Below are 17,924 nucleotides of genomic sequence, written 5' to 3'. Positions count from 1 at the left end.
ATGACAACCACCGCAGTCACCAAGTCCCTTGAAGCCGTCGTCATCGAGGTGCCCGACTCCGAGGCCGCCCGCCTCTTCTACGCCGCCTTCGGTGTGGACGCCCACATCCGCCTGCGGGCGTCCGAGGCGCACTCCACCGGATTCCGCGGCTTCACGCTGGCGCTCTCGGTGTCCAACCCCGCCACCGTCGACGGCTTCCTCGGCGCCGCCGTGGACGCCGGAGCGACGGTCCTGAAGCCCGCCGCGAAGTCGATGTGGGGCTACGGGGGTGTCGTACGGGCGCCGGACGGGACGATCTGGCAGATCGTGACCTCGGCGAAGAAGGACACCGGCCCGGCCACGGGCGAGATCGACGGGCTCGTCCTGCTGATCGGCGTCGAGGACGTGAAGGCCACCAAGCAGTTCTACGTCGAACGGGGCCTGACCGTGGCCAAGAGCTTCGGTGGCAAGTACGCCGAGTTCGCCTCCGGCGGGGCCGGCACCGTGAAGCTGGCGCTCTACAAGCGCCGCGGCCTGGCCAAGATCCTCGGCGTCGCCGTCGAAGGCAGCGGTTCGCACCGCATCGTCCTCGGCGGCGCCGACGGCCCCTTCACCGACCCGGACGGATTCGTCTGGGAGGGCGCACCAGCATCCGTACCCGCGGCCACACCCGCATCCACACCCGCATCCACACCCACATCCGCATCCTCCGAGGTGTCCTGATCTCTTCAAGGCCCGGCTCAACTTCCATGCAAGCACGCTTGCTTGTTTCTTGGCCCCCTGCCATGCTCCGGGCACGCCGTACACACCGTCGTGCCCGGAGGGGAGCGCACCAAGTCCGAACCGTCCGCCGTGTTCGAGGACTTGCGGGACGAGAGCGAGGAACTCGACCGGATCGTCAGGGAGTTGAGCCCGGCCCAGTGGGCCGCCCCGACTCCCGCACCCCGCTGGACCGTCGCCCACCAGATCGCCCATCTCGCCTGGACCGACCGCGCCGCCCTGCTCGCCATGAGCGACGCCGACGCCTTCGCGGGCGAGGTGGAGAAGGCGATCGCCGCCCCGGAGTCCTTCGTCGACGAAGGTGCCGAGGAAGGCGCACGGCAGGACCCGGCCGCGTTGCTCGCCGGCTGGCGGGAGGGGCGCGAGCAGTTGCAGAAGGTGCTGCGCGCCGCCGCGGCCGACAAGACCCGGTTCCCCTGGTACGGGCCGCCGATGTCCGCCGCCTCCATGGCGACCGGCCGGCTGATGGAGACATGGGCCCACGGCCAGGACGTGGCCGACGCGCTCGGCATCGTACGAACACCCACCGACCGGCTCCGGCACGTCGCCCGGATCGGCGTACGCGCCCGGAAGTTCGCCTTCGACGTGCACGGGGTGACCGCCCCCGAGGGTGAATTCCGCCTCGAACTCACGGCTCCCAGTGGCGAGTTGTGGACGTACGGGCCCGAGGGCGCCGGTCAGCGGGTCACCGGGGCCGCCGTCGACTTCTGCCTCCTCGTCACCCAGCGCGCGCACCGGGCCGACCTCGACGTACGCGCCGAGGGCCCCGACGCCGACCGCTGGCTCGACATCGCGCAGGCCTTCGCCGGGCCACCGGGGAAGGGGCGCGCGCCGAAGGAGACGCGTTGAGCAGGCCTCCGCTGCGGATCGGCAACGCCTCCGGTTTCTACGGCGACCGCTTCGACGCCATGAAGGACATGCTGACCGGCGGCGAACTCGACGTCCTCACCGGCGACTACCTCGCCGAGCTGACGATGCTGATCCTCGGCCGCGACCGCCTGAAGAACACGGACCGCGGCTACGCCCGCACCTTCCTGCGCCAGTTGGAGGGCTGCCTCGGGCTCGCCATCGAGCGAGGCGTACGACTCGTGGCCAACGCCGGCGGGCTCAATCCGGGTGGACTCGCGGATGCCGTACGGGAGTTGGCGACCCGGCTGGACGTGCCCGTACGCGTCGCCCACGTCGAGGGCGACGACCTCATCGGCACCGGCCGCTTCCCCGGCGCCCTCACCGCCAACGCCTACCTCGGCGGCGCCGGTATCACCGCCTGCCTCGACGCGGGCGCCGACATCGTGGTCACGGGGCGCGTCACCGACGCCGCACTGGTGACCGGGCCCGCGGCCTGGCACTTCGGGTGGGTGGCGGACGATTACGACCGGCTCGCGGGGGCCGTCGTCGCCGGGCACGTCCTCGAATGCGGGACGCAGGCGACCGGCGGGAACTACTCCCGGTTCGCCGACCGCGCCGCACAGTTGGGCCGCCCCGGCTTCCCCCTCGCCGAGATCCACGAGGACGGCTCCGCCGTCATCACCAAGCACCCCGGCACCGGCGGCTTCGTCGAACCCGGCACCGTCACCGAGCAGCTCCTGTACGAGACCGGGGGCGCCCGGTACGCCGGACCCGACGTCACCGCCTGCCTCGACACCGTCCGCCTGGAACCGGACGGGCCCGACCGCGTGCGCATCCACGGCGTACGCGGCGAGGCCCCACCGCCCACCCTCAAGGTCGGACTCAACCGGCTCGGCGGCTTCCGCAACGAGGTCGTCTTCGTGCTCACCGGCCTGGACATCGAGGCCAAGGCGGAGCTGGTGCGGGATCAGATGGAGGGCGCGTTGCGGGGTGCCAAGTCGACGCCTGCGTACGTTCGTTGGGAGCTGTCGCGTACCGACCGGCCCGACGCCGACACCGAGGAGACGGCGAGCGCGCTACTGCGGCTCGTCGTGCGTGACCAGGACCAGGAGGTCGTCGGGCGGGCGCTGAGCGGTGCCGCGGTCGAGCTGGCCCTCGGCTCGTACCCCGGCTTCCATGTCACGGCGCCGCCCGGCAAGGGCTCCCCGTACGGCGTGTTCGAGGCGGCGTATGTGGAGCGCGAGGGGGTGCCGCATGTCGTGGTGCTGCCGGACGGGGAGCGGAGGCGGATCCCCGCGCCAACGGGCCCCGCGCGCGCACTGGCGGCGGTGGCCGACCCACCTCTCCCGCCGCGCCTCCCACCGGGCCCGACGCGCCGCGCTCCCCTCGGACTCGTCGCGGGCGCCCGCAGCGGGGACAAGGGGGGCGATGCGAATGTGGGGGTGTGGGTGGAGAGCGATGCGGCGTGGCGGTGGCTGGTTCACACGCTGACGGTGGGCCGTTTCCGTGAGCTTCTGCCGGAAACCAACCAAGGGGGTCCGGGGCAGAGCCCCGCGACCGCGACGCCGCTACCTGTAACGAGACACCAGCTACCCCACCTCCGCGCCCTCAACTTCCACGTCACCGGGCTCCTCGGCGAAGGCGTCGCCGCGCAACACCGGTTCGACCCACAAGCCAAGGGCCTCGCCGAATGGCTCCGTTCCCGGCACCTCGACATACCGGAGGCCCTCCTGTGACCGTCCTGGCCAGCGCCCTGGACGCCCGGTCCGACGACTACGCCGGCCGGCGCACCGCCCTCCTCGGCAAACTCACGGCGCTCGACACCGAGCACGCGAAGGCCGTCGCCGGTGGCGGCGAGAAGTACGTCGAACGGCACCGTAAGCGCGGCAAGTTGCTCGCGCGCGAACGCATCGAACTGCTCGTCGACCCCGACACCCCCTTCCTGGAACTGTCCCCGCTCGCCGCCTGGGGCAGCGACTACGCCGTCGGTGCCTCGCTCGTCACCGGCATCGGCGTCGTCGAGGGCGTCGAGTGCCTGATCACCGCCAACGACCCGACCGTGCGCGGCGGCGCCAGCAATCCGTGGTCCCTGAAGAAGGCGCTGCGGGCGAACGAGATCGCCCACGCCAACCGGCTCCCGGCCATCTCGCTCGTCGAGTCCGGGGGCGCCGATCTCCCCTCCCAGAAGGAGATCTTCATCCCCGGTGGCGGGATCTTCCGCGACATCACGCGGCTCTCGGCGGCCGGGATCCCCACCGTCGCCGTCGTCTTCGGCAACTCCACCGCCGGAGGCGCGTACATCCCCGGCATGTCCGACCACGTGATCATGGTGAAGGAGAAGGCGAAGGTCTTCCTCGGCGGGCCGCCGCTGGTGAAGATGGCGACCGGCGAGGAGAGCGACGACGAGTCGCTGGGCGGCGCCGAGATGCACGCCCGCACCTCCGGGCTCGCCGACTACTTCGCGTTCGACGAGCAGGACGCGATCCGCCGGGCCCGCCGCGTCGTCGCCCGCCTCAACCACCGCAAGGCGCACGCCGATCCGGCTCCGGCGGCCCCGCCGAAGTACGACCCCGAGGAGCTCCTCGGCATCGTCCCCGACGATCTGAAGGAGCCGTTCGACCCGCGCGAGGTCATCGCCCGGATCGTCGACGGCTCGGATTTCGATGAGTTCAAGCCGCTGTACGGGGCCTCGCTCGTCACCGGCTGGGCCGCTCTCCACGGCTATCCCGTCGGCATCCTCGCCAACGCGCAGGGCGTCCTCTTCAGCGAGGAGTCGCAGAAGGCGGCCCAGTTCATCCAGCTCGCCAACCAGAGCGACATCCCGCTGCTCTTCCTGCACAACACGACCGGCTACATGGTCGGCAAGGAGTACGAGCAGGGCGGCATCATCAAGCACGGCGCGATGATGATCAATGCGGTCTCCAACTCGCGCGTCCCGCACCTGTCCGTGCTGATGGGCGCGTCCTACGGCGCCGGGCACTACGGCATGTGCGGGCGCGCCTACGATCCCCGTTTCCTCTTCGCCTGGCCCAGCGCCAAGTCCGCCGTCATGGGGCCGCAGCAGCTCGCGGGCGTGCTGTCGATCGTGGCGCGGCAGTCCGCCGCCGCCAAGGGGCAGCCGTACGACGAGGAGGCCGACGCCGGGCTGCGCGCCATGGTCGAGCAGCAGATCGAGGCCGAGTCGCTGCCGATGTTCCTGTCGGGGCGGCTCTACGACGACGGGGTCATCGACCCCCGCGACACCCGCACCGTCCTCGGCATCTGCCTGTCCGCGATCCACACCGCACCGTACGAGGGCGCCCGCGGCGGCTTCGGCGTCTTCCGGATGTGAGCCCTTCCATGACTTCAGTGATCAACTCGATTCTCGTCGCCAACCGTGGCGAGATCGCCTGCCGCGTCTTCCGCACCTGCCGTGACCTGGGTATCCGTACGGTTGCCCTGCATTCGGATCCGGACGCCGACGCGCTCCACGTCCGCGAGGCCGATCTCGCCGTACGCCTCCCGGGCGCCACGCCCGCCGACACCTATCTGCGCGCCGACCTCGTCGTGAAGGCCGCTCTCGACGCGGGCGCCGACGCCGTGCACCCCGGCTACGGCTTCCTCTCCGAGAACGCGGCGTTCGCGCGCGCCGTCACCGACGCCGGGCTCGTCTGGATCGGGCCGCCGCCCGCGGCGATCGAGGCGATGGCGTCCAAGACGCGGGCCAAGGAGCTGATGGGCGTCGCGCCGCTCGGCTCCGACATCACCGCCGCCGACCTGCCCGTCCTGGTCAAGGCGTCCGCCGGTGGTGGCGGGCGCGGGATGCGGGTAGTCCGCGAACTAGCCGAGCTGGACGTGGAGTTGGAGGCCGCGCGCGCGGAGGCGCTGTCCGCCTTCGGTGACGGCGAGGTCTTCGTCGAGCCGTACGTGGAGGGCGGGCGGCATGTGGAGGTGCAGGTGCTCGCCGACGCCCACGGGACCGTATGGGTCCTCGGGACGCGGGACTGTTCGCTCCAGCGGCGGCACCAGAAGGTGATCGAGGAGGCGCCCGCGCCGGATCTGATACGCGGCGTATCAGATGTCATATACGAGATGGCGGAGCGGGCCTGCCGGGCCACCGGCTACGTCGGCGCCGGCACCGTCGAGTTCCTCGTGGCGGACGGCGACACCGCCCACTTCCTGGAGATGAACACCCGCCTCCAGGTGGAACACCCCGTCACCGAGGCCGTGTTCGGGATCGACCTCGTCGCGCTTCAGCTCCGCGTCGCCGAGGGCGAGGCCCTCGACCCCGAACCCCCGGCCCCGCGCGGCCACGCCGTCGAGGCCCGCCTCTACGCCGAGGACCCCGCCGCCTCCTTCGCCCCGCAGACCGGCACGCTCCACCGCCTCACCGTCCCCGACAGCGTCCGCCTCGAAACCGGGTACACCGACGGCGACACCATCGGCGTGCACTACGACGCCATGCTCGCCAAGGTCGTCGCCCACGCCCCCACCCGCCCCGCCGCCGTCCGCGCCCTCGCAGGCGCCCTGGAACGCGCCGAGGTGCACGGGCCGGTCACCAACCGGGACCTGCTCGTACGGTCCCTGCGCCACCCCGAGTTCACCGACGCCCGCATGGACACCGGGTTCTACGAGCGGCACCTCGACGAGCTGACGGCCCCGGACCCGGACCCGTACGCGCCGCTCGCCGCCGCTCTCGCCCAGGCCGCGCACGGCCACCGCTTCGGCGGCTTCCGCAACGTCCCCTCCCAGCCCCAGCTGGGGCGCTACCGCACCGAACCGGACGGCACCGAGCACGAGGCCCGCTACCGGCACACCCGCGAAGGCCTCGAAGCCGACGGGGTGCGGGTCGTGCACGCCGCACCGAACCGCGTCGTCCTCGAAGTCGGCGGCGTACGCCGGAAGTTCGACGTAGCGACCTACGGGGACCGCGTCCACGTCAACGGCGTCACCCTCACCGCCCTTCCCCGCTTCACCGACCCCAGCGAGCAGCGGGCTCCCGGCTCCCTGCTCGCGCCCATGCCCGGCACCGTCGTCCGCGTCGCCGAAGGGCTCACCGAAGGCGCCGCCGTCACCGCAGGACAGCCCCTGATCTGGCTGGAGGCGATGAAGATGGAGCACCGCATATCCGCCCCCGCCTCCGGAACGCTCACCGCCCTGCACGCCGCCGTCGGCCGCCAGGTCGAGGTGGGCGCGCTGCTCGCCGTCGTACAGGAGGAGACACCCGCATGAGTACCGCTCCCGCCGCTCCCGTCCTCGAAACCGAAGAGCACCAGGCCCTGCGCGCCGCCGTCGCCGCACTCGGCAAGCGGTTCGGCCGCGACTACATGGCGAGGATCACCGCCGCCGAGGGGCACCCGGAGGAGCTGTGGGCGGAGGCCGCGAAGCTCGGCTACCTCGGCGTCAACCTGCCCGAGGAGTACGGCGGAGGGGGCGGTGGTATAGCCGAACTCTCCATCGTGCTGGAGGAGTTGGGGGCCGCCGGGTCGCCGCTGCTGATGATGGTCGTCTCGCCCGCGATCTGCGGCACGGCCATCTGCCGCTTCGGCACCGAGGAGCAGAAGCGGGCCTGGCTGCCCGGCCTCGCCGACGGCAGCCGCACCATGGCCTTCGGCATCACCGAACCCGACGCCGGATCCAACTCGCACCGCATCACCACCACCGCCCGCAAGGACGACGACGGCTCGTGGGTGCTGAACGGGCGCAAGGTGTTCATCTCCGGCGTCGACATCGCCGACGCGACGCTGATCGTCGGCCGTACCTCCGACGCCCGCAGCGGCAAGCTCAAGCCCTGCCTGTTCATCGTCGACCGCGACACCCCCGGCTTCGGGCGGCGCCGGATCGACATGGAACTCCAGGCTCCGGAGAAGCAGTTCGAACTGACCCTTGACGACGTGCGCCTTCCCGCCGACGCTCTCGTGGGTGACGAGGACGCAGGACTGCTCCAGCTCTTCGCCGGGCTCAACCCGGAGCGCGTCATGACCGCCGCGTTCGCCATCGGCATGGGCAGGTACGCGCTGAAGCGGGCCGTCGAGTACGCCAAGGAACGCACCGTGTGGCAGGCCCCCATCGGCTCCCACCAGGCCGTCGCCCACCCGCTCGCGCAGGTCCACATCGAGCTGGAGCTGGCCCGCCTGATGATGCAGAAGGCGGCCCGGCTGTACGACGCGGGCGACGACATGGGCGCCGGGGAGGCCGCCAACATGGCCAAGTACGCCGCCGCCGAGGCCTGTGTGCGCGCCGTCGACCAGGCCGTGCACACCCTCGGCGGCAACGGACTGACCCGCGAGTTCGGCCTCGCCTCCCTCATCACCGGCTCACGGGTGGCGCGCATCGCCCCGGTCAGCCGGGAAATGATCCTCAACTACGTGTCCCACCAGAGCTTGGGCCTCCCCAAGTCGTACTGAAGTCGCACGAACCCAACTGCCGCTCTTCAGCGAGGAGTTCGACATGGTGTACGTGAGTGAGTACGCGGACGTCGCGGTCGTCGACGAGCCCATCCACGACGCCGTGCTCGGGGGCGCGGCCGCCCGCGGCGACGCCCCCGCCCTCGTCGACGGGGTGGCCGGCAGCACCCTCTCGTACGCCGCGCTCGATCAGTTCCACCGGAAGGTGGCAGCGGGGTTCGCCGACGCGGGCGTCCGCAAGGGCGACGTGGTGGCGCTGCACAGCCCGAACACGATCGCCTACCCGGTGGCGTTCTACGGAGCCACGCGCGCGGGCGCCTCCGTGACCACCGTGCACCCGCTGTCGACGCCCGAGGAGTTCGCGAAACAGCTGCGCGACTCGTCAGCGAACTGGATCGTCACCCTCACGCCGTTCGTCGAGGTGGCCCGCGCGGCGGCCGAACTCGTGGGCGGCGTACGGGAGATATTCGTCTGCGACCCGGCGGGGGACTCGGGTCATCGCTCGCTGATGGACATGCTCGGCACGGACGCACCCGAGCCGCGCGTCGACATCGACCCGGCGCAGGACGTGGCGGCCCTCCCGTACTCGTCGGGCACCACCGGCACGCCCAAGGGCGTCATGCTCACGCACCGCAACATCGCCACGAACCTCGAACAGCTCCAGCCGGTCCTCCCGACGGGCCCCGGCGACCGCATCCTCGCCGTCCTGCCCTTCTTCCACATCTACGGCCTCACAGCGCTCATGAACGGCCCGCTGCGGCAGGGCTCCACCGTCGTCGTCCTGCCCCGCTTCGACCTCGACACGTTCCTCGCCACGATCGAGAAGCACCGCATCACCCACCTGTACGTCACCCCGCCGATCGTCCTCGCCCTCGCGAAGCACCCGGCCGTCGAGGGCTACGACCTGTCGTCGCTGCGGCACGTCATCAGCGCCGCCGCGCCCCTCGACGGCGCACTCGCCCGCGCCTGCGGGCGCCGCCTCGGTCTGCCGCCCGTCGGCCAGGCCTACGGCATGACGGAACTCTCGCCCGGCACGCACGTCGTCCCGTACGACGCGAAGAACCCGCCGCCGGGCGCCGTGGGCAGGCTCATCGCCTCGACCGAGATGCGGATCGTGTCCCTCGACGCCCCGGCGAAGGACGTGGCGCCGGGCGAGCCGGGAGAGGTCCTGATCCGCGGGCCGCAGGTCATGAAGGGCTACCTCGGCCGCCCCGACGCCACCGCCGACATGATCGACTGCGACGGCTGGCTGCGGACCGGGGACGTCGGGCACGTCGACGCGGACGGCTGGCTGTTCGTCGTCGACCGGGTCAAGGAACTCATCAAGTACAAGGGCTTCCAGGTCGCCCCCGCCGACCTGGAGGCGGTGCTGCTCACCCACCAGGGCATCGCCGACGCGGCGGTCATCGGCGTCCTCGACGACGACGGCAACGAGGTACCCAAGGCCTTCGTCGTACGCGCCGACCCGGCACTCGGCGAAGTCGACGTGCTGGCGTACGTCGCCGAACGTGTCGCCCCGCACAAGAAGATCCGCCGCGTCGCGTTCATCGAAGGGGTGCCGCGCGCGGCCTCCGGGAAGATACTGCGCCGCGAACTCAGGGAGATCTGATGCCAGTTGGGAACCTGGTGACGCACGCCCACGAGCGCGGCGTCACCACCCTCGCCCTCGACTCGCCCGGCAACAGAAACGCGCTCTCCGCTGCCCTCGTCGGCGAGCTGGGGGACCGGTTGCGGGACGCGGACAAGGACCGTGACGTACGCGCCGTCGTCCTCACCCACACCGGCGGCACCTTCTGCGCGGGCGCCGACCTGCGCGACCCTCCGGACCCGGACGCGCTGGTGGGACTGCTGCGGCAGCTCGTGGAGCTCGGCAAGCCGGTGCTGGCGCGGGTCGACGGGCACGTACGGGCGGGCGGCCTGGGCCTGTTGGGCGCGTGCGACATGGCGGCGGCCTCCGCGGCCTCGTCCTTCGCCTTCACCGAGGTACGCATCGGGGTCGCGCCCGCCGTGATCTCCATGCCGCTGCTGCCGCGCCTCGATCCGCGCGCGGTGGCCCGCTACTACCTGACGGGCGAGCGCTTCGACGCGGCGGAGGCGGCGCGGATCGGGCTGGTCACGATGGCGGACGACGACGTCGACGAGGCGTTGGAGCCGGTCCTTGGCGGCTTGCGGAAGGCGTCCCCCGAGGCCCTGGCCGAGACGAAGAAGCTGCTCACGGTTAAGGTCCTGGAGGCCTTCGACCGGGACGCGGAGTCTCTGACGGCGCTGTCCGCGCGGCTGTTCGGCTCCGCGCGGGCCCGCGAGGGCATGACCGCCTTTCTCGAACGACGGGATGCCGCATGGGTGTTGTGACGCTGCCGAAGCAGGACCGCTCGCGGGTGACGCGGCAACGGCTCCTGGAGTCCGCGGTCGCCTGCCTCGCCGCGCACGGCTGGGCCGGTTCCACGGTCTCCGTCGTCGCCGAGCACGCCGGTGTCTCGCGCGGCGCCGCCCAGCACCACTTCCCGACCCGCGAGGACCTGTTCACCGCGGCCGTCGAGTACGTGGCCGAGGAGCGCTCGACCGCGCTGCGTGCGCTGCGTCCGCAGGGGCGGGCGGAGGCGGTCGCGGCGCTCGTCGACCTCTACACGGGGCCGTTGTTCCGGGCGGCGCTGCATCTGTGGGTGGCCGCGTCGAACGAGCCGCAACTGGGGGGCCGGGTGACCGAGTTGGAGGCGCGCGTCGGCCGTGAGACCCATCGGATCGCGGTGGAGCTGCTGGGGGCGGACGAGTCGGTGCCGGGGGCGCGGGAGGTCGTCCAGGGGTTCCTCGACATGGCCCGTGGCCTCGGCCTCGCGAATCTCCTCACGGATGACAGGGCGCGGCGGGTGCGGGTGGTGGCGGAGTGGGCGGTGCTGGTGGACCGTGCCCTGGCCTGACCCCGGCACCCGATCCCACGCCTCGGGGCTCCGCCCCGGGGCCTGGCCCCGGGAGCCGTGGCCGACGCCTCGGGGCTCCGCCCCGGGCCCCGCTGCTCAATCGCCGCAGGGGCTTGAAATACCTACCCGCACCGCCCCACCGGGCCCTCTTTGCCCGGCCCGTTCCTCACGGGGTGCCGCCCGTTGCGGTCGATGCCGTCACGGCCTTGGGCAATCTGCCGCCTTGGGCGGCAGGGTGGGCAAGGCGGCGCCCCGGTGCCGCGTGTCGGGGCGACGGGCTGGGCCACGGCGCCGCGTGCCACGGACTACCGGGCGATGTCCGCGTAACCCCCGATGTCCCGCGGCGGACGCGACTCCGGCCCCGTGTAGCGCGCCGAAGGCCGGACCAGCCGACCCGTACGTTTCTGCTCAAGAACATGCGCGCTCCAACCGGCGGTCCTCGCACACGTGAACATCGACGTGAACATGTGCGCCGGCACCTCCGCGAAGTCCAGCACGATCGCTGCCCAGAACTCCACGTTCGTGGCCAGCACCCGATCCGGCCGCCGCGCGTGCAGCTCCGCCAGCGCCGCCTTCTCAAGCGCCTCCGCCACCTCGAACCGCGGCGCCCCCAGCTCCCGCGCCGTCCGCCGCAGCACCCGCGCCCGCGGATCCTCCGCCCGGTATACCCGGTGCCCGAAGCCCATCAGCCGCTCACCCTTGTCGAGCGCCCGGCGCACATACGCCTCCGCGTCCCCGGTCCGCTCGATCTCCTCGATCATGCCGAGGACCCGGGACGGCGCACCGCCGTGCAGCGGCCCGGACATCGCCCCGACCGCCCCGGACAGCGCCGCCGCCACATCCGCCCCGGTGGACGCGATGACGCGGGCCGTGAACGTAGAGGCGTTCATGCCGTGTTCGGCGGCCGACGTCCAGTACGCGTCGACGGCCGCGACATGCTTCGGGTCCGGCTCCCCGCGCCAGCGCTTCATGAACCGCTCGACGACGGTGTCCGCCTTGTCGATCTCCCGCTGCGGCACCATCGGCAGGCCCGGCCCGCGCGCGGACTGCGCGACGTACGACAGGGCCATGACGGCGGCGCGCGCGAGGTCGTCGCGGGCCTGCCGCTCGTCGATGTCGAGCAGCGGCTTCAGGCCCCACACGGGGGCGAGCATGGCGAGCGCCGACTGCACGTCGACGCGGATGTCACCGGAGTGGACGGGGATCGGGAACGGCTCGGCCGGCGGCAGGCCCGGGTTGAAGGCGCCGTCGACCAGCAGCCCCCAGACGTTCCCGAACGACACGTGGCCGACCAGATCCTCGATGTCGACGCCGCGATAGCGCAGGGCGCCGCCTTCCTTGTCCGGTTCGGCGATCTCGGTCTCGAACGCGACGACACCTTCGAGGCCTGGAACAAAGCCGGGGGTCAGGTCGGACATCGGGCGGCTCCTCTGGATGCGTGGACGGTGGGTCAGGGTGCTGGAACACCCGTGGTCCGGACGGGGGTACACCCGTGATGCCCCGTACGGCAGGGGGCTGAACCGTTTCGGCCCCTGGAACATAACCCTCCGTGCCACAGTTGGCGAGGGCTCGCGGCACTCAGTGCCATGTTTCGTCCTGGGTGCGTCTGTGCCCGTCTGTCCGGCAGGATGACGCCGTGAGCGCCCACGACGATCCCGAACTCGACCTCGCCGACATGCGCGAGCAGTACCGCGCCCAGGACGGCGGCCTGCTGGAGGGGGGCCTCGCCCCGCACCCGATGGAACAGTTCACGCGCTGGTTCAAACAGGCGGCGGCTCCCGGCTCCCCGCTGTCCGAGCCCAACGCCATGGTCGTCTCCACCGCCGACGCCGAGGGCCGCCCCAGCTCCCGCACGGTGCTGCTCAAGTCGTACGACGACGCGGGCTTCGTCTTCTACACCAACTACGACTCCCGCAAGGCCCAGGACCTCTCCGCGAACCCGCACGTCGCGCTGCTCTTCCCCTGGCACCCGATGGGGCGCCAGGTCCTGGTGGCCGGGACGGCGGAGCGCACGTCGCGGACCGAGACGGACGCGTACTTCCACACGCGCCCGCACGGCTCCCAGCTGGGCGCGTGGGCCAGCGCGCAATCGTCCGTGGTCGCCTCCCGCGAGGACCTCGACGCCCACTACGCGGACCTGTCCGCCCGCTACCCGCAGGGCACCGAGGTCCCGGTCCCCCCGCACTGGGGCGGCTACCGGATCACCCCCCACACCATCGAATTCTGGCAAGGCCGCGAAAACCGCCTCCACGACCGCCTGCGATACGTGCGGGGCCCGGTGCCGGGTTCTTGGCTCGTGGAGCGACTGAGCCCGTGACCAAATCAAGCCCCGCTTTGCGTACGAGAGCCCGCGGGGCCCGGGGCAGAGCCCCGCAACGTCAACCCCGCCCCACCGGTCACAACTCCGCCAACACCCCGTCAAGAAACGGCTCAACCGCGGAGCGCCACGCCTCCGGCTGGTCGTAATGCACAAGATGCCCCGCGTCACCCACCTCCGCGTACACCCCCCGCGGCAACACCCGCACCATCTCCTGCGCCTCCGCCCGCCCCAACTCCCCATCGAGCCCGCGCAGCACAAGCGCCGGGCACTGGACCGCCGCCAGCTCCTCCCAGTGCGCGTCGTACACCCACGTGGAGCGCGCCTGAAGCATCTGCTGCCGCGAGAACACCGGCCGCCAGCCGTCCGCCGTCTCCGCCATCACCTCGGCGTAGAACTCCCCGCGCGCCGGATTGGGCCGCTCGACCCAGGGGTCGTCCTCCCCGAACCACTTCCGTACGTCCGCGAGCGTCGCGAACGGCAGCGGCCACGCCTTGAACCAGTCCTCCCACTCCCGCTGGGAGGCCGCCCCGAGCGCGGAGGCCCGCATGTCGCAGATGACCAGGCCACGGACGAGATCGGGCCGGCGGGCGGCGAGCTGCCACGCCGTGAGCGCTCCCATGGAGTGCCCGATGAGGACGGCCGGTTCAAAGCCCAGCTGTACGAGCGCCGCCTCCGCGTCCAGGACGTACGCCTCCCGGTCGAACGGGCCCTCCGGCGGCTTGTCGCTCTGTCCGTGCCCGCGCTGGTCGAGGGCGACCGCGCGATGGCGATCGGCCAGCCAGCGCGTCGTCCCCGCCCAGTGGGACGCCCGCCCCATGAGCCCGTGCAGCAGCAGCACTCCGGGATTGTGGCCGACCTCGCCCGTCTTGGGCGGGTCGGTGAACTCCCAGGCAGCCAGGTGGACCCCGCCTGCTCCGGTCACGTCGATGCGTCGTGCCATAGGCCCTGGCACCCCCTCGTGGTCGCGCCTGCAGTCGCGTACCCGCGCACGCTATCGAACCTGTTTTCGAAAGCGCGGCGCTCTCGGACAACACCCCTCATTTGAGTGACAGCACTCAAGGAATGACCGGCGCTGTCGAGGGGATCTCTTCAGCGGGAGGCGGACCGCTCGGGGAAAACGGTCCGAGGGGATCGACCCTGGGAGCTCGGGGCTCCGGGTCGGAACAGGGGAGGACAGGCCCCGGCGCCTTGCGGCGCCGGGGCCCTCTGTATGTGGCGCGGCGCTCGGCGTCGCCTCCCGCGCCCCCCAGGCCCGTCGCACCCCGATCGGCCGGTCCATGCGGCCCCCTCTGGTCATATGCCTCACGCGACAGCCTTGCACGGCGAGCGTCCGATCGCTGCCGTTCCGCACAGTGAATCTTGATTTCTGCGCGGAAGTGCAGCATGTGCGGATACAAGTCAACTTAACCGCACGCCACGGAAGTTGACGCCCGGCCCGCAGGCAGCCGCTCGGCTCAGCGCTTCGCCACGAAGACGTGCGAGGCGATCTCCGCCTCCAGCTCCGCCGCCTCACCACTGCTGCCGACGAGCACGCCGCCCGGCGACTGCGTCACGCTGACCACCGAACCGGGCTGCACACCCGCCCGCCGCAGCGTGTACATCAGCTGCGCGTCCGTCTGGATCGGCTCGCCGATGCGGCGCACCACCACCGTCTTGCCGTCGGCGCCCGGGTCGAGGTCGGACAGCGCCACCATCCCCTCGTCGAGGAACGGGTTCGCCCCGTCCTTCTCGCCCAGCTCCTCCAGGCCCGGGATCGGGTTCCCGTACGGCGACTCCGTCGGGTGGCGGAGCAGCTCAAGCACGCGGCGCTCCACCGCCTCACTCATCACGTGCTCCCAGCGGCAGGCCTCCGCGTGCACCTGCTCCCACTCCAGGCCGATCACGTCCACGAGCAGACACTCCGCGAGCCGGTGCTTGCGCATCACGCGCGTCGCGAGCCGCCGGCCCTCGTCGGTCAGCTCCAGATGGCGGTCGGCGGCCACCGCGACCAGGCCGTCCCGCTCCATGCGGGCGACGGTCTGGCTCACCGTCGGCCCGCTCTGGTCGAGCCGCTCGGCGATCCGGGCGCGCATGGGGACCACACCTTCCTCCTCCAGCTCGAGGATGGTGCGGAGGTACATCTCCGTGGTGTCGATCAGTCCGGACATACGTGCCCCTCGTGTAGCTCTCTAGCTTCGCGACAGCTCCGCTGGCTGACCGCGCAGCGTGTGCGCTGGCCCTGGAACCCAGAACTCAATTCTGACGCATACCGCTGACAACCGTGACGCGCCAGGGAAACGCCGGGCCAGGAGGGGCCGCGAACCGTATTGACAGAGCACTGGTCCAGACCGCACCGTGATCCGCGAACGCGCCACGCACCACCGAGATCCGACCCGACCCACCAGGACCCAGGGGGCACGCCGATGAGCGAGAGCAGGCCGGCCGAGCAGTACCTCGACGCCTCCATCGGGCTCCTCACCAGGATCCGGGACGAGGAAGCCGACAACATCGCCGCCGCCGGCACCCTCCTCGCCGACACCGTCGCCGACGGGGGCCGCCTCTTCGCCTTCGGCGCCGGCCACTCCGGTCTCGCCGCCCAGGACGTCGTCTACCGCGCCGGCGGCCTCGCCCTGATGAACCTGCTGTCGGTGCCCGGCACCGTCGGCATCGACGTCATGCCCGCGACGCTCGGCTCCGCCCTCGAACGGGTCGACGGGCTCGCGGCGGCGGTCCTGGAGGCCAGCCCCGCGCGCGCGGGCGACGCGCTGATCATCATCTCCCTTTCCGGGCGCAACGCGCTCCCCGTGGAGATGGCCCTCAGCGCCCGCGCGGCAGGCATCAAGGTCATCGGCGTCACCTCCCTGTCGTACGCGACCGGCCCCGACGCCCCCACCTCCCGCCACGTCTCCGGCAGCTACCTGCGCGACCACTGCGACGTCGTCCTCGACTCCAAGATCGCGATCGGTGACGCCGAGCTCACCCACGAAGGCGTCGACACCCCCTTCGCGCCCGCCTCCACGGTCACCGCCAGCGCCCTCATGCAGGCGACCCTCGCGACCTGCGCCGCGACCCTCGCCGACCGCGGCATCCAGCCCCCGCTGCTGCGCTCCGGGAACGTCGACGGCGGCCTGGAGTGGAACGCGCAGGTTTTCGCCGAGTACGGGGACCGGATCTACTACCGGCGCTGAAGGTGCCGGGCCCGGCCCTACTGGTCCGCCGCCAGCGCCCACGCCAGATCCACCGCACCGGCGATCCGCACCGCCACACTCTCCGCGTACACGGCGTCCCCGCGCTCGAACCCGACCCTGCTGGCGCCCCGCAGAAACGTCACCACACCCACCGTCCGGCCCCGGCTGCGCAGCACCACGCACAACGCGAACACCGTGCCCTCCGGCCACTGCCGGTCCAGGGCCCAGTCCCCGCGCACCGCGCCGCCCTCCGCCGCGGCCCGCACCGCCCCCGTCCGCTCCACGCACTGCAGCGCCGGATGCCCCGCCGCGTACCGCACCGGAAGAGCACCCCGCGACACCAGTAGGCTCGGCCCCGGCGCTCCGGACGGCGTCGCCGCGGCCCGCACGAGACGCAGCGGCTCCTCGCTCGCCACCAGGTCGATCACCGCGTGATCCGCGAACCCGGCCAGCGCGAAGTCCAGATGCACCGTCGCCGCCTCGGCCGGGTTCTCGCACTCGGCGGCAGCCCGCGCCGCGCGGTGCAACTGCTGCGACCGGAAACGGAGCTGCGCCGCCTCCTGCTCGTTCTGCTTGGCCTCGGTCACGTCCTGGAACAGCCAACCGACCCCCAGCGGCACCGGCTCCTCCGCGAGCGGCGACGCCAGCCGTACGAAGCCGCTGCGCCAGCACCTGCGCTCCGTACGCCCGCCGCCCTCACCGGGACGCCGCAGCGTCACCCACACCTCCGTAGGAGACGGCGGCGCACCCTCGGCGAGCACATGGGCGAGCGCGCTCTCCAGCTCCTCCACGCCCTGCCCGACCAGATCCCCGAGCGGGCGGCCCAGCGCGGCGGTGCGCCCGGTCCCCATGGCCCGCGCGGCATACCCGTTCATCACGGCGGGCCGCAGATCCGCGTCGACCAGCACGACACCCCACGCGGCGTCCTCGAACAGCGCCTCGCTCAGCGCGATGGACCGCTCCAGATCGATCTGCGCGTGCACCTCACTGAAGGCGCAGTACACCCCGGCAGGCTTTCCGTCGGTGCCCCGCACAGCAGCTGACTGCGTCCGTACGAGCACCCGCCCGCCGTCCTTGGTGAGCAGCGCGAACTCGTTCACCTGCCGCCCCGGAGCGTGCATCGAGGCCAGCAGCCGCCCCTGCACCTCCTCCGCGTCCGCCGGCCGCACGGCCCATCCCGCGAACCCTTGCCGCCCCACGGCCTCCTCGGCCGACCAGCCGAGCACCCGCTCGGCCTCCCGGTTCCAATGGGTCACGACCCCATCGGCGTCGAAGGCGCACAACGCGGCGTCCATGCCGTCCAACAACGCGGCCAACAGATCGGCCCCGTCCGGCTCCGGCTCCTCCTCGGGCCCGAGCGCATCAGTGGTCCCACTACGCCGGGAAGCACTCACCTGGACCCCCTGCAGGCTGTGTCGGCGCGACGAATTCCTCGTACCGCTCCAGATCATTCAACTCGAACGTGACGCATCCCACACGGACTTCACGCAAGTTCGGAGAAACCGAAGAGCACATACAACCAGCA

Annotated in this window: 15 protein-coding genes; 11 read left to right on the top strand and 4 right to left on the bottom strand. The window is 71.9% G+C overall.

The features are described from left to right. The 9 genes from ACFYWS_RS08345 (at position 1) to ACFYWS_RS08305 (ending at position 10,912) form a co-directional block, all read left to right on the top strand. A complete protein-coding gene (locus ACFYWS_RS08345; protein WP_389271169.1) occupies positions 1–702 on the top strand; it encodes a glyoxalase in 702 nt (233 codons plus the stop codon). 90 nt (positions 703–792) lie between these two features. Then, positions 793–1,608: a TIGR03084 family metal-binding protein gene (locus tag ACFYWS_RS08340; RefSeq protein WP_389271166.1), complete on the top strand. Its 816-nt coding sequence runs from the start codon at positions 793–795 to the stop codon at positions 1,606–1,608. Positions 1,609–1,667: 59 nt separating this feature from the next. Further along, on the top strand, positions 1,668–3,344 hold the full coding sequence (locus ACFYWS_RS08335) for an acyclic terpene utilization AtuA family protein (protein ID WP_389271810.1): 1,677 nt from the start codon (positions 1,668–1,670) through the stop codon (positions 3,342–3,344). Continuing rightward, positions 3,341–4,939 (top strand): acyl-CoA carboxylase subunit beta, encoded by a 1,599-nt coding sequence (locus ACFYWS_RS08330; RefSeq protein ID WP_389271163.1) that lies wholly within the window; start codon positions 3,341–3,343, stop codon positions 4,937–4,939. The genes ACFYWS_RS08335 and ACFYWS_RS08330 overlap by 4 nt, the downstream gene beginning before the upstream one ends. Positions 4,940–4,956: 17 nt before the next feature. Further along, entirely contained in the window at positions 4,957–6,819 is a 1,863-nt protein-coding gene (locus tag ACFYWS_RS08325; protein WP_389271807.1) for an acetyl/propionyl/methylcrotonyl-CoA carboxylase subunit alpha, read from the top strand. After that, a complete protein-coding gene (locus tag ACFYWS_RS08320; RefSeq protein ID WP_389271161.1) occupies positions 6,816–7,994 on the top strand; it encodes an acyl-CoA dehydrogenase family protein in 1,179 nt (392 codons plus the stop codon). The genes ACFYWS_RS08325 and ACFYWS_RS08320 overlap by 4 nt, the downstream gene beginning before the upstream one ends. A gap of 46 nt (positions 7,995–8,040) precedes the next feature. Next, positions 8,041–9,603, top strand: coding sequence for a 4-coumarate--CoA ligase family protein (locus ACFYWS_RS08315; protein ID WP_389271805.1), 1,563 nt, complete (start codon positions 8,041–8,043; stop codon positions 9,601–9,603). Then, complete coding sequence (locus tag ACFYWS_RS08310; protein ID WP_389271158.1) at positions 9,603–10,346, top strand: enoyl-CoA hydratase family protein; 744 nt, start codon at positions 9,603–9,605, stop codon at positions 10,344–10,346. Before ACFYWS_RS08315 ends, ACFYWS_RS08310 begins: the two co-directional genes overlap by 1 nt. Further along, on the top strand, positions 10,334–10,912 hold the full coding sequence (locus tag ACFYWS_RS08305; RefSeq protein ID WP_389271155.1) for a TetR/AcrR family transcriptional regulator: 579 nt from the start codon (positions 10,334–10,336) through the stop codon (positions 10,910–10,912). Before ACFYWS_RS08310 ends, ACFYWS_RS08305 begins: the two co-directional genes overlap by 13 nt. A gap of 305 nt (positions 10,913–11,217) precedes the next feature. On the opposite strand, the gene ACFYWS_RS08300 is transcribed toward ACFYWS_RS08305, so the two are convergent. Continuing rightward, entirely contained in the window at positions 11,218–12,330 is a 1,113-nt protein-coding gene (locus ACFYWS_RS08300) for a citrate synthase 2 (protein ID WP_389271152.1), read from the bottom strand. Between the two features lie 257 nt (positions 12,331–12,587). Here ACFYWS_RS08300 and pdxH point away from each other — a divergent pair, with 257 nt between their 5' ends. Then, a complete protein-coding gene (gene pdxH / locus ACFYWS_RS08295; protein ID WP_389271802.1) occupies positions 12,588–13,229 on the top strand; it encodes a pyridoxamine 5'-phosphate oxidase in 642 nt (213 codons plus the stop codon). Positions 13,230–13,308: 79 nt separating this feature from the next. On the opposite strand, the gene ACFYWS_RS08290 is transcribed toward pdxH, so the two are convergent. After that, on the bottom strand, positions 13,309–14,172 hold the full coding sequence (locus ACFYWS_RS08290) for an alpha/beta fold hydrolase (RefSeq protein WP_389271149.1): 864 nt from the start codon (positions 14,170–14,172) through the stop codon (positions 13,309–13,311). A gap of 514 nt (positions 14,173–14,686) precedes the next feature. After that, positions 14,687–15,379 (bottom strand): metal-dependent transcriptional regulator, encoded by a 693-nt coding sequence (locus tag ACFYWS_RS08285; RefSeq protein WP_389271146.1) that lies wholly within the window; start codon positions 15,377–15,379, stop codon positions 14,687–14,689. A 255-nt stretch (positions 15,380–15,634) separates the two neighbouring features. Here ACFYWS_RS08285 and ACFYWS_RS08280 point away from each other — a divergent pair, with 255 nt between their 5' ends. Next, entirely contained in the window at positions 15,635–16,399 is a 765-nt protein-coding gene (locus tag ACFYWS_RS08280) for an SIS domain-containing protein (protein ID WP_389271143.1), read from the top strand. 17 nt (positions 16,400–16,416) lie between these two features. Here the strand turns inward: ACFYWS_RS08280 and ACFYWS_RS08275 are convergent, their stop codons facing one another. Continuing rightward, the gene (locus tag ACFYWS_RS08275; RefSeq protein WP_389271140.1) at positions 16,417–17,793 is read right to left on the bottom strand and encodes a PAS domain-containing protein; all 1,377 of its coding nucleotides are present in this window, start codon (positions 17,791–17,793) and stop codon (positions 16,417–16,419) included. Positions 17,794–17,924 lie beyond the last annotated feature (131 nt).

Source organism: Streptomyces sp. NPDC002795 (genome assembly GCF_042888725.1).
GTDB lineage: Bacteria > Actinomycetota > Actinomycetes > Streptomycetales > Streptomycetaceae > Streptomyces.
This window is presented reverse-complemented; position numbering and strand designations above follow the sequence as displayed.

Coding starts and splice junctions, on each gene's coding strand:
- ACFYWS_RS08345 (WP_389271169.1), top strand. CDS start 1: ATGACAACCACCGCAGTCACCAAGTCCCTTGAAGCCGTCGTCATCGAG.
- ACFYWS_RS08335 (WP_389271810.1), top strand. CDS start 1,668: ATGAAGGACATGCTGACCGGCGGCGAACTCGACGTCCTCACCGGCGAC.
- ACFYWS_RS08320 (WP_389271161.1), top strand. CDS start 6,816: ATGAGTACCGCTCCCGCCGCTCCCGTCCTCGAAACCGAAGAGCACCAG.
- ACFYWS_RS08310 (WP_389271158.1), top strand. CDS start 9,603: ATGCCAGTTGGGAACCTGGTGACGCACGCCCACGAGCGCGGCGTCACC.
- ACFYWS_RS08305 (WP_389271155.1), top strand. CDS start 10,334: ATGGGTGTTGTGACGCTGCCGAAGCAGGACCGCTCGCGGGTGACGCGG.
- ACFYWS_RS08300 (WP_389271152.1), bottom strand. CDS start 12,330: ATGTCCGACCTGACCCCCGGCTTTGTTCCAGGCCTCGAAGGTGTCGTC.
- pdxH (WP_389271802.1), top strand. CDS start 12,588: ATGCGCGAGCAGTACCGCGCCCAGGACGGCGGCCTGCTGGAGGGGGGC.
- ACFYWS_RS08290 (WP_389271149.1), bottom strand. CDS start 14,172: ATGGCACGACGCATCGACGTGACCGGAGCAGGCGGGGTCCACCTGGCT.
- ACFYWS_RS08285 (WP_389271146.1), bottom strand. CDS start 15,379: ATGTCCGGACTGATCGACACCACGGAGATGTACCTCCGCACCATCCTC.
- ACFYWS_RS08280 (WP_389271143.1), top strand. CDS start 15,635: ATGAGCGAGAGCAGGCCGGCCGAGCAGTACCTCGACGCCTCCATCGGG.